This is a genomic window from Stenotrophomonas sp. GZD-301 (assembly GCF_049310345.1).
In the GTDB taxonomy this organism is placed as follows: domain Bacteria; phylum Pseudomonadota; class Gammaproteobacteria; order Xanthomonadales; family Xanthomonadaceae; genus Stenotrophomonas.
Window position 1 is genome coordinate 33,632 of sequence record NZ_JBMOWY010000048.1, and the last position, 10,416, is coordinate 44,047.

The window sequence follows — 10,416 nt, forward strand, 5'->3', positions numbered from 1 at the left end:
CGTAGCAGGCGCCAGGTGAGTACGGCATCGGTGGCGGTGGGCCCCCGGGCCGCCATGCCGCTCCCGCCCGCAGGCGGGAACGGCACGTAAGACTTACTTGCGCGCGCGCTTGGCCGGGGCCTTGCGGGCCACGGTCTTGGCAGCGGCGGCACGCTTGGCCGGCGCAGCCTTGCGGGCAGCGGTCTTCTTGGTCACGGCCTTCTTGGCGGTGGCGACCTTCTTGCCGACAACCTTCTTGGCGGCGGCGGTCTTCTTGCCGACAACCTTCTTGGCAACGGCGGTCTTCTTGCCGACAACCTTCTTGGCCGCAGCGGTCTTCTTGCCGACGACCTTCTTGGCAACGGCAGTCTTCTTGCCGACGACCTTCTTGGCCGCAGCGGTCTTCTTGCCGACGACCTTCTTGGCAACGGCGGTCTTCTTGCCGACAACCTTCTTGGCGGCCGCGGTCTTCTTGGCGACAGCCTTCTTGGCGGTGGCGACCTTCTTGGTCACGGCCTTCTTGGCGGCGACGGTCTTCTTGCCGGCGACCTTCTTGGCGGTCGCGGTCTTCTTGGCGACAGCCTTCTTGGCGGTGGCGACCTTCTTGGTCACGGTCTTCTTGGCAGCGGCGGCCTTCTTGGTCACAGCCTTCTTGGCGGTGGTGGCCTTCTTGCCGGCAGCCTTGGTGGTCTTGGTCACGGCCTTTTCAGCGGCGGCCTTCTTCTTGGCGACCTGCTTCTTCAGCGCGGCGGCCTCGGCCTTGGCGTTGCTCTTGGCGGTTTCCAGCTTCTTCTTGGCGGAGGCCAGGGTCTTGCCGACCGACTTGGCTGCCTTGTCGGCCTTCTTGGCGACGGTCTTCTCGGCCTTCTTGACGGCCTTCTTGACCTTGGCGACCTGGGTGGTCGCGGCCTTGCGGGCGCGCTTGACGGTCTTCTTCACCGACGCCACGGCGTCTTCAGCGGTGGTGGCGATGGTCTCGCCCACTTTGCCGGCCACTTCTTTCACTTCTTCGACGCCCTGCGACAGGGTCGCGGTCACACCATTACCGTTGCTCATGATTGCCTCCTAAGGGGCCTGGTCAGTTAAATCGCTGGCGATGCTATACCGGCGCGGTCCATCGTGGAACGGTCTTGTCGCAGCCTGTGAGCCGCATCTGTGCTTGGCAGACGGCCGGTGCGGCAGGCCGTGCACCAGGCGGTGTACAGCAAACTGCTTGAAAACAGCTTCCGTGCTTGTGTCGGCCGTTGCCGCTGCGGTCATCCCTGCGTCTGTGGAACGGGGTGGAGGCGATGTGCATTTCTGCGTCGCACATGATCGGTTGGTTGCCTTCTGCCTGCACAACTGCGCCGATTGCGAAGACCAGACCGACCACGATCGGCGTGTCGGCAACCCGCTGCAAGGCGTCGGACAGGTGCGGTGGGTGCGGGCCGATCGTGATCGACCGGCAGCGGATGCGACGGCGACGACACGGCGTCCGCGTGCGGCATCGCGAAGGGGGAGACGGGCGGCGACGAAACGGATCGAGATCGACACGGTCGGGGTCATGGCCTTCCAGTGCCGCGCCCGCGCGCGGCTGGGTTGAGGGCAGCTTACCCCTGCACCAGGGCCTGTCAACGGTGGACGCGGACGGGTTTTTTCATGGCGCGTTTAGCCGCGAACGGACACACTCATTCAGCTTGCACTACCGTATAGCTGCTTTCCCGCCCTGCTCCCTCGTTACGGAACCGCCGGACCATGCGACCGATCCCGACCCTGCTGACCCTTGCCCTCGCCGCCGCATTCGGTGGATTCGTCGCCACCGCCATCACCGCGCAGCTGGACAACCGCGCTGCCGCGTCGCCCGCATCGCTGGCCATTCCGGCCACCGCGGCCCTGCCTGCGGCGGTGGCCGGGCAGCCGGTGCCCTCGCTGGCGCCGATGCTGGAGCGGGCGATGCCGGCGGTGGTGAGCGTCAACACCAAGCAGGTGGTGCGGGTGCGCAACCCGTACTTCAACGATCCGTTCTTCCGCCGCCTGTTCCCGGAAGTGCCACAGGAGCGCATCAACGAATCGCTCGGCTCGGGCGTGATCATCGATGCTGCCGAAGGCCTGGTGCTGACCAACCACCATGTCATCGACAACGCCGACGACGTGCAGGTCACCCTCGCCGACGGGCGCACGGTCAAGGCCGAGTTCATCGGTTCGGACCGCGACACCGACGTGGCGCTGATCCGCATTCCGGCCGACAAGCTCACCGCGCTGCCGCTGGGCAACAGCGACCAGCTGCGCGTGGGCGACTTCGTGGTGGCCATCGGCAATCCGTTCGGTTTCAGCCAGACCGTCACCTCCGGCATCGTCTCGGCGGTGGGCCGCAGCGGCATCCGCGGGCTGGGCTACCAGAACTTCATCCAGACCGACGCCTCGATCAACCCGGGCAACTCGGGCGGCGCGCTGGTCAACCTGCAGGGCCAGCTGGTGGGCATCAACACCGCCAGCTTCAACCCGCAGGGCAGCATGGCCGGCAACATCGGCCTGGGCCTGGCCATTCCCTCCAACCTGGCGCGCGACGTGGTGGACCAGCTGGTCAAGCACGGCGTAGTGGTGCGCGGCACGCTCGGCATCGAGGCGCAGAACCTGACCCCGCAGATCGCCCAGGGGCTGGGGCTGACCGAAGTCCGCGGCGCGCTGGTGACCCGCGTGCTGGCCGGGTCCGGTGCGGCTGCCGCCGGCCTCAAGCCGGGCGACGTAGTGGTAACCGCCAACGGCCAGCGCGTGGACAGCGCGCAGGCGCTGCACAACGTGGAAGGGCTGCAGCCGGTGGGCAGCACCCTTACTCTGGATCTGCGCCGCGACGGCAAGCCGCTGCAGCTCAAAGTGACGCTGAAGGAACAGCCGCGCGCGGTCGCGGGCGACACCCTGGACCCGCGTCTGGGCGGTGCCACCTTCGTCGACCTGCCCGAAACGCTGCGCCAGGCCGGCGTCAGCGGCGTGCTGGTCAGCGAGGTCAAGCGCGGCAGCCGCGCCGCCGCCTCCGGCCTGCAGCAGGGAGATGTGGTCACCGAGGCCACGGTAGGCGAGTTCGCCGATCTGGCCAGCTGGCGCGCCAACTTCCAGAACCGGCCGCAGCAGCTGGTGCTGCGCATCGTGCGCGGCAACGTGCGGGGCGAGCTGGTGATGCGCTGAACGGCTCAGGATGCCGTAACGCCCCTTACACCCGCGCGGTGCTATTACCTTGTGTTCCTCGCCGTCCGGTTCGTCCGCGGTCACCATCCCCCATCGCATACAGGAGATACACGATGAGCCCCACCAATACCGAGAACCTGAAGGAACACCTGGGTGAAGCCGGTTCGCACCTGAAGTCGGCGGCCAGCGCCGCAGGCGGCGCGATCAAGGGCGCCACCGGTGCTGCAACCGACGAACTGCGCATCGGCAAGGCCAACGTCAAGGCCGAACTGTCCGACACCGCACTGTCGGGCCTGGCCGCTGCCGAGTTCGGCGGTGCCGCTGCCAAGGAACAGGTCGATGCGCTGATGGACAAGGGCAAGGACCTGGTCGACAGCGCCGCCGAACTGATCCGTGAGCGTCCGCTGGCGTCCTTCGGCGTGGCCTTCGCGGCCGGCTGGATCATCGCCAAGCTGGCCCGTAGCGGCGGCGACAAGTAAGCGTCGGCGTGAGCGATCAAGCCCACACGACCGCCAACGGTGGTGCGGATTCCCCGCCACCGGAAGGCGGTGATACCGCGCCCCGGCTGGATGAGAGCATCCGCCAGGTAGGTCAGGCCGGGCGCGCCACCGTGGACTCGGCCAAGCACACGCTGCGCTCGCTGCGGCGCCTGGCATCGGCCGATTTCGCCCTGGCGCGCAGTGCGTTCGGGCGGGCGTTGGCGTGGAGCGGCGTGGCAATCGTGTTCGGTGCGTCGGCCTGGCTGCTGCTGGCCGGCACGCTGATCGCGCTGATGCAGCATTGGGGCCTGTCCTGGTTCCAGTCGCTGCTGATCACCTCGATCCTCAGCCTGGCCGTTACCGGCTATGCGATCTGGCGCGTGTCGTTCTTCTTCCGCCACACCGGCATGCATGCCACCCGCCGCCAGTTGTCGCGGCTGGGCCTGTATGACGAACCCACCGACGACGATCCCGATGCCCATGTGGGCAGGGCGGAGGGCACGCCATGAATTTCGAAGCCCTGCGCCGCCGCGTCAAGCGCGCCGAACAGGTGGTGTCGATCCGGGTCGATGAGACCCAGTGCAACTGGTTCACCCTGAGCCAGGTCTGGCGCGCCGGGTGGACGCCGTTGCGCATCATCACCGTCGGCCTGGCCGGCGGCTTCCTGGCGGGCAAGCTGGAACCGGGCACTGCCAAGTTCCACGGCGCCCGCTGGCTGCAGATGATCGGCTCGGTGTCCAACCTGATGGCCAGCGCACAGGCGGCCTTCGCCTCGATGCAGGCCAGCGAAGCGGCCGATACCGCCGAGCAGGCAGCCGACAAGGTCGATGACGCCGCCGATGAGATGGCCTCGCCTGCCGCCGCGACGCGCCCCGCGACGCCTCCACCCGCGCAACCGCGTCCTGCGGCCGCGTCGTTCCAGCAGCCGCAGCCGGCCGAAGCGGCCACGGACCTGTCCGAACGTTGAGCCTGGGCATGCCCTGCCGCACCCTGCGGCGGGGCCTCGCCTGCCGTGCACGGGCACAACACGCCGCGCGCACCCGCCCTGCCCAATAATGACGCTCCTTCCCTGCCTGCGGCCTGCATGAGCGTCCCTGCCCCCTCTTCATCCGATGCGGTCGTTGCACCGCCGCCGCCCCGACCGCGCGCCCCGATGTCGCTGGTGGTGCTGGCCACCCTGGCGGTCGGTTTCACTTTGTGGGCAGCGCAGGAGGTGATCCTGCCGGTGCTGCTGGCGATGTTCTTCGCACTGGTCGGCAACCCGATCCTGCGCCTGCTGCAGAAGATCTGGATCCCGCGCTTCCTGGGTGCGGTGCTGGTGCTGGGCGTGGGCCTGAGCGGTGCGGCGGCACTCGGCGTGCAGCTGGTGGGCCCGGCGATGGAATGGGCGCAGGAAGCCCCGCAGCAGCTGCGCAAGGTCGCCCGCCAGGTGCAGAACCTGACCAAGCCGGTGCAGCAGGCCAACCAGGCCGCCGAGAACTTCGCGCGCGTGGCCGGCGGTGAAGGCAACCGCCGCGTGCAGGTGGTGCGTACCCAGCTGGACGATCCCTACAAGGTGCTTACCCGTGCGCCGCGCCTGGCCGCGTCGGTGCTGGCGGTGGTGCTGTTGACGCTGTTCTTCATGATCTACGGGCAGAGCCTGCAGAAGCACGCCATCGCGCTGTTCCCCAACCGCCAGCAGCAGCGGTTCACCACCGACATCCTGCGCTCGATCGAACGCGAGGTGTCGCGCTATGTGCTGACCATCACCGTGATCAACACGCTGGTCGGCCTGGTGTTCTCCGGTGTTCTGCTGCTGCTCGGGATCAGCCTGCAGGAGGCCCTGCTATGGGGCACGGTGGCGGCGCTGCTGAACTTCGCGCCGTACGTGGGCCCGCTGATCGGCGTGGCGCTGATGCTGCTGATGGGCTTTGTGGAGTTCAGCGATCCGTTCCAGGCACTGCTGCCGGCCGCCGGCTACCTGGCACTGCACACGGTCGAGGGCCAGGTGGTCACGCCGATCGTGCTGGGCCGGCGCATGGCGATCTCGCCGCTGATCCTGATCCTGGCGCTGATGGTGTTCGGCTGGCTGTGGGGCATGGTCGGGTTGCTGCTGGCGGTGCCGCTGCTGGTCTGCATCAAGCTGGTGCTGGCCCGGCTGGACGGGATGCAGGGCTGGGCGCGGCTGCTGGAATGAGCGTGTCGTGCCAGAATGCCGGCCCTTTTTCGGATGGATCCCGGCCCTGATGTCTTCCCCCACACTGCGTTGCCTCGCCCTCGCCGGCCTTGTCGCCCTTGCCGCCCCCGCACTGGCCGCCCCCCAGCCCAGCGCCGAGGTGGCCAGCCGCCAGCTGGTCGAGGCCGTTACCTGCAAGCGCCACCTGACGCCGGCGCAGTTCGACGCGTTGGCCAAGGTGCTCAAGCCGACCGAGCTGCAGGCCTACGGCGAACTGTCCGATGGCGAGTATGGGTTGACCACCCCGCTGGTCGTGCTCGGTCAGCCGGTGAACCGCCTGCACCTGTACGACGGCGACAGCGGCGAGGACGGCATCGACAGCTACACCGCGTACTTCAGCACCGCCACTGTCGACCAGATCGCGGCGCTGGCGAAGATCACGCGCAACGCCGCCGATGACTACACCCTGGAAGTGGGGCGCCATGACCTGAGCGTGCGGCACGACGAGGGCCAGACAGCCATCACCTGCTCCTACGACCTGCGCTGAGGAGCCTTCACGTGCACCTGCCTGCGCGCGCCATGAAAGCCCGCGCGGGCAGGCGTAGAATGGCCGGGTGAAATTCCCTGTCCTCGCCATCACCCTCGACCTCGACGATACGCTGTGGCCGTTCGCCCCGATCGGCGCCCGCATCGACCAGGTCCTGTACGACTGGATGCGTGAACACAGCCCCGCCACCGCCGCGATGTACCCCGTGGCGGCCATGCGGGAGCTGCGCGAGCGTTCCTTCCATGACAACCCCCAGCTGCACCACGACCTGAGCGCACTGCGCCGGTTGACGCTGCGCGAAGCGCTGGAGAACAGTGGCGCCGACCTGGCCCTGCTGGAGCCGGCCTACGAGGCGTTCTACGCCGCCCGCAACCAGGTGGAGTTCTACCCGGATGCGCTGGACGCGCTGGCCCGGATTGCCGCCAGGGTGCCGGTGGCCGCGCTCAGCAACGGCAATGCCGACCTGCAGCGCATCGGCCTGGCCCACCACTTCAGCTTCCAGCTCGGTTCGCGCGAACATGGCGCGGCCAAGCCGGCCGCCAGCATCTTCCACGCCGCCTGCGAACGCCTCGGCGTGGCGCCGGCGCATGTGCTGCACGTGGGCGACCACGCGGACATGGACGTGGTGGGTGCGATGCAGGCCGGCCTGCGCGGCTGCTGGATCAACCGCGTCGAGCACACCTGGAACCACCCTTCGCTGCAGCCCGACCTGCAGTTCGACACCCTGACCGGGCTGGCCGACTGGCTGGATGCCAACGCATCCGTCCAGCACGCCTGACCCCGCCGCGAACGGAGCCCCCTTCCGCATGACCCCGATCAACGGTTTCACCCCCGATACCGCCCAGGCGCTGCCGCTGCACGTGATGAACCGCGAGCAGTTCGCCGCATGGCGCGGGCAGCAGTCCCCGGCGCAGCTCGCCTGGATCGACGCGCAGCACTTCAACGGCAGCGGCGGCAGCGTGGTGCTGCTGCCCGGCGAGCACGGTCTGGCCGGTGCGATCATCGGCGTCGGCGACGCGGGCGATGCCTACGCCTACGCGCACGCCCCGTTCGCGCTGCCCGAAGGCAGCGTGTGGCAGCTTGCCGACGCCCTGCCGGCGGAGATCGAAACCCTGCTGCACCTTGGCTGGGGTCTGGGCAGCTACCGCTTCGCGCGCTACCGCACGCCCAACCGCGCACCGGCGCAGCTGGCAGCCACGCCCTCGGCCGAGGTGCGCGATGTGATCGCCGCCAGCCTGCGCGTGCGCGACTGGGTCAACACCCCCACCGAAGACATGGGCCCGCAGCAGCTGGAAGACGCGGCACGCGAACTGGCCAGCGCACACGGTGCGCAGATCGAGGTGATCGCCGGCGATGCGCTGCTGGAGCAGAACTTCCCGTCCATCCATGCGGTCGGTCGCGCCTCGCACCGCGCGCCGCGCCTGATCGTGCTGCGCTGGGGCAACGCGGGCCAGCCGCACGTGGCGCTGGTCGGCAAGGGCGTGTGCTTCGACACCGGCGGGCTGGACATCAAGCCGGCCGACGGCATGCGCAACATGAAGAAGGACATGGGCGGCGCCGCGCATGCACTCGGTCTGGCCGGGCTGATCATGGCGCAGGCGTTGCCGGTGCAGCTGACCCTGCTGATTCCGGCGGTGGAAAACGCCATCGGCCCGGACGCGTTCCGCCCCGGTGAAGTGATCGCCACCCGCAAGGGGCTGAGCATCGAGATCGACAACACCGACGCCGAGGGCCGGGTGATCCTGGCCGACGCGCTGACCTACGCCAGCGAACAGCAGCCGGAGATCGTGCTCGATTTCGCCACCCTCACCGGCGCGGCGCGCATCGCGCTGGGCCCGGACCTGCCGGCGCTCTTCAGCAATGACGACACGCTGGCCCAGCAGTGGCTGCAGGCCGGTGAAACCACCCGCGACCCGGTCTGGCGCATGCCGTTGTGGCGCCCGTACCTGCGCTACCTGCACAGCAACATCGCCGACCTGGCCAACGCCGGCTCGCGCATGGCCGGCTCGGTCACCGCCGCGCTGTACTTGGAGCGGTTCATCGCCGACGGGCAGAAGTGGGCGCATCTGGATGTGTACGCCTGGAACGACGGCGAGCGCCCGGGCCGCCCGGCCGGTGGCGAGGCGCTGGCGCTGCGCTCGGCATGGGCCATGCTGAAAGCCCGCTACGCGTAACCCGTAGAGCCGGGTTCTACCCGGCTGACGTCAGCCCCCGCGATTCCCAACGAAAGGCAGCCGGGTAAAACCCGGCTCTACGGTGCTGCCTTTCGCTGGGCATCGCGATGCCGGCGGATTCTTGTCGAAAATGTGAATATCGGCCGCGCTGCGGTTCTGACACCATGCAGGGGTCGCCCACCCACACGCATCGTGAAGGCAGGAACCCGGACATGTCGCTATTCGGCTATACCCGCGCCGGCCAGGAGCCGGGCGCACCCCGCCCGCCGTCGCCGCTGCTGTGGCTGGCACTGATCGCACTGATCGCCGGCCTGCTGGTACTGGCGTTCGCCTGGCTGGCCGGCTGGATCGGGCGCGACCGCGCCACCGCGCAGGTCTTCACCGACAGCATCGAGGCCACCGGCCCACCGCACCCCGGCTTCCGCCGTGCGCATACCAAGGGCGTGTGCGTCAGTGGCAGTTTCCAGGGCACGCCGGACGGTGCCGCGCTGAGTTCGGCACGGGTCTTCCGCCAATCCCAGGTGCCGGTACTGGGCCGTCTGTCGATCGGGGGCGGTGACCCGCACGGCGCCGACGCCAACGCGCGCGTGCGCAGCATGGCGTTGCAGCTGGTCAGCGACGATGGCCAGGAATGGCGCACCGCGATGAACAGCTTCCCGTTCTTCGCCGTGCCCACCGCCGCCGCCTTCCTCGAACAGACCCGCGCCGGCATTCCCGATCCGGCCACCGGCAAACCGGACCCGGCAAAGATGGCCGCGGTGCTGGACAAGTACCCGTCCGCACGCGCGTTCCAGCAGTGGGCCAAGACCGCCCCGTGGTCCAACAGCTGGGCCAACACCGACTACAACGGCGTCAACAGCTTCCGCTTCACCGCCGCCGACGGCAGCCACCGTTACGTGCGCTGGAGCATGCGCCCGCAGGCCCCGTTCGTGGAGATGACCGCCGAACAGCGCGCGCAGGCCGGCCTGGACTATCTGGCCGACGAGTTCGGGCAGCGGCTGGCACAGGGCCCGGTACGCTGGGACATGTGGGTGACGATCGCCGAAGCCGGCGACCCGATCGATGATCCGTCGCAGGTGTGGCCGGCGCAGCGTCGCCAGGTCAAGGTGGGCACGCTCAGCCTGGTGGCAATGCAGCCGCAGGCCGAGGGCGCGTGCCGCGACCTCAACTACGATCCGTTGATCCTGCCCAGCGGCATCGCCGGGTCGGACGACCCGATCCTGGCCGCACGGTCGGCGGTGTACTCGCAGTCCTTCAACCGCCGCGAACGCGAGATCGCCAACGGCAAGGGTGCTGCCGCCACCGGCAGGGAGCGTGGGCAATGAAGCACGTCAACGGACACTTCAACCTCACCGCCCGCGTCCTGCACTGGCTGATGGCGGCGATGATCCTGACCATGCTGTTCGTCGGGGTGACGATGGTGGCCTCGCTGCAATGGCGGCCGGCGCTGATCGATCTGCACCGCCCGCTCGGCATCGCGATCCTGCTGCTGGCGGTGGTGCGCCTGGTCAACCGCCTGCGCCACCGTCCACCACCGCTGCCGGCAGACCTGCCGGCCTGGCAGGCGGCCGCCGCCCATGCCTCGCACTGGGTGCTGTACGCACTGATGCTGGCCATGCCGCTGATCGGCTGGGCCATGCTGTCGGCCGGCGGCTACCCGATCGTGATGTGGTCCGGGGTCCACCTGCCGGCGATCGTGCCGCACGACCCGGCGCTGTACGCCGCGTTGCGCAATGCGCACAGCCTGCTCGCGTACGTGTTGTTCGCCACGGTGGTGGGGCATCTGTCGGCCGCGCTGTTCCACCTGTGGGTGCGCCGCGACGGCGTGTTCCAGGCGATGTCGAAAGGCCGGTAGTGGGGGGGGGGGGGGGGGAAAAAAACAACACGGAGGGGAGGGAAGAAGAGGAGGGGAGGGAGAGA

At 68.8% G+C, this 10,416-nt stretch carries 11 protein-coding genes; 10 read left to right on the forward strand and 1 reads right to left on the reverse strand.

The genetic code is table 11. The annotated features are described in order from the left end of the window. Positions 1-93 precede the first annotated feature (93 nt). Positions 94-1,035, reverse strand: a complete 942-nt coding sequence (locus ACO6VK_RS13260; protein ID WP_422507827.1) for a histone — start codon at positions 1,033-1,035, stop codon at positions 94-96. Between the two features lie 678 nt (positions 1,036-1,713). Here ACO6VK_RS13260 and ACO6VK_RS13265 point away from each other — a divergent pair. From ACO6VK_RS13265 to ACO6VK_RS13310, 10 genes are all read left to right on the forward strand, one after another. After that, positions 1,714-3,141 carry a Do family serine endopeptidase gene (locus ACO6VK_RS13265; protein ID WP_422507829.1) on the forward strand — a complete coding sequence of 476 codons (1,428 nt, stop codon included), beginning with the start codon at positions 1,714-1,716 and terminating at the stop codon, positions 3,139-3,141. Positions 3,142-3,254: 113 nt separating this feature from the next. Then, on the forward strand, positions 3,255-3,620 hold the full coding sequence (locus ACO6VK_RS13270; RefSeq protein ID WP_228884548.1) for a hypothetical protein: 366 nt from the start codon (positions 3,255-3,257) through the stop codon (positions 3,618-3,620). An 8-nt stretch (positions 3,621-3,628) separates the two neighbouring features. Next, positions 3,629-4,129: a phage holin family protein gene (locus ACO6VK_RS13275; RefSeq protein ID WP_422507831.1), complete on the forward strand. Its 501-nt coding sequence runs from the start codon at positions 3,629-3,631 to the stop codon at positions 4,127-4,129. Then, positions 4,126-4,587 carry a protein sip-5 gene (locus ACO6VK_RS13280; RefSeq protein ID WP_422507833.1) on the forward strand — a complete coding sequence of 154 codons (462 nt, stop codon included), beginning with the start codon at positions 4,126-4,128 and terminating at the stop codon, positions 4,585-4,587. The genes ACO6VK_RS13275 and ACO6VK_RS13280 overlap by 4 nt, the downstream gene beginning before the upstream one ends. Positions 4,588-4,704: 117 nt before the next feature. Further along, a complete protein-coding gene (locus ACO6VK_RS13285; RefSeq protein WP_422507835.1) occupies positions 4,705-5,796 on the forward strand; it encodes an AI-2E family transporter in 1,092 nt (363 codons plus the stop codon). A 49-nt stretch (positions 5,797-5,845) separates the two neighbouring features. Further along, entirely contained in the window at positions 5,846-6,322 is a 477-nt protein-coding gene (locus ACO6VK_RS13290) for a hypothetical protein (protein WP_422507837.1), read from the forward strand. 67 nt (positions 6,323-6,389) lie between these two features. Next, positions 6,390-7,100 (forward strand): HAD family hydrolase, encoded by a 711-nt coding sequence (locus ACO6VK_RS13295; RefSeq protein WP_422507839.1) that lies wholly within the window; start codon positions 6,390-6,392, stop codon positions 7,098-7,100. 28 nt (positions 7,101-7,128) lie between these two features. After that, on the forward strand, positions 7,129-8,496 hold the full coding sequence (locus ACO6VK_RS13300) for a leucyl aminopeptidase family protein (protein ID WP_422507841.1): 1,368 nt from the start codon (positions 7,129-7,131) through the stop codon (positions 8,494-8,496). Between the two features lie 212 nt (positions 8,497-8,708). Further along, positions 8,709-9,821 (forward strand): catalase family peroxidase, encoded by a 1,113-nt coding sequence (locus ACO6VK_RS13305; protein WP_422507843.1) that lies wholly within the window; start codon positions 8,709-8,711, stop codon positions 9,819-9,821. Continuing rightward, positions 9,818-10,351, forward strand: a complete 534-nt coding sequence (locus ACO6VK_RS13310) for a cytochrome b (RefSeq protein ID WP_422507845.1) — start codon at positions 9,818-9,820, stop codon at positions 10,349-10,351. Before ACO6VK_RS13305 ends, ACO6VK_RS13310 begins: the two co-directional genes overlap by 4 nt. The last annotated feature ends 65 nt before the right edge of the window (positions 10,352-10,416 follow it).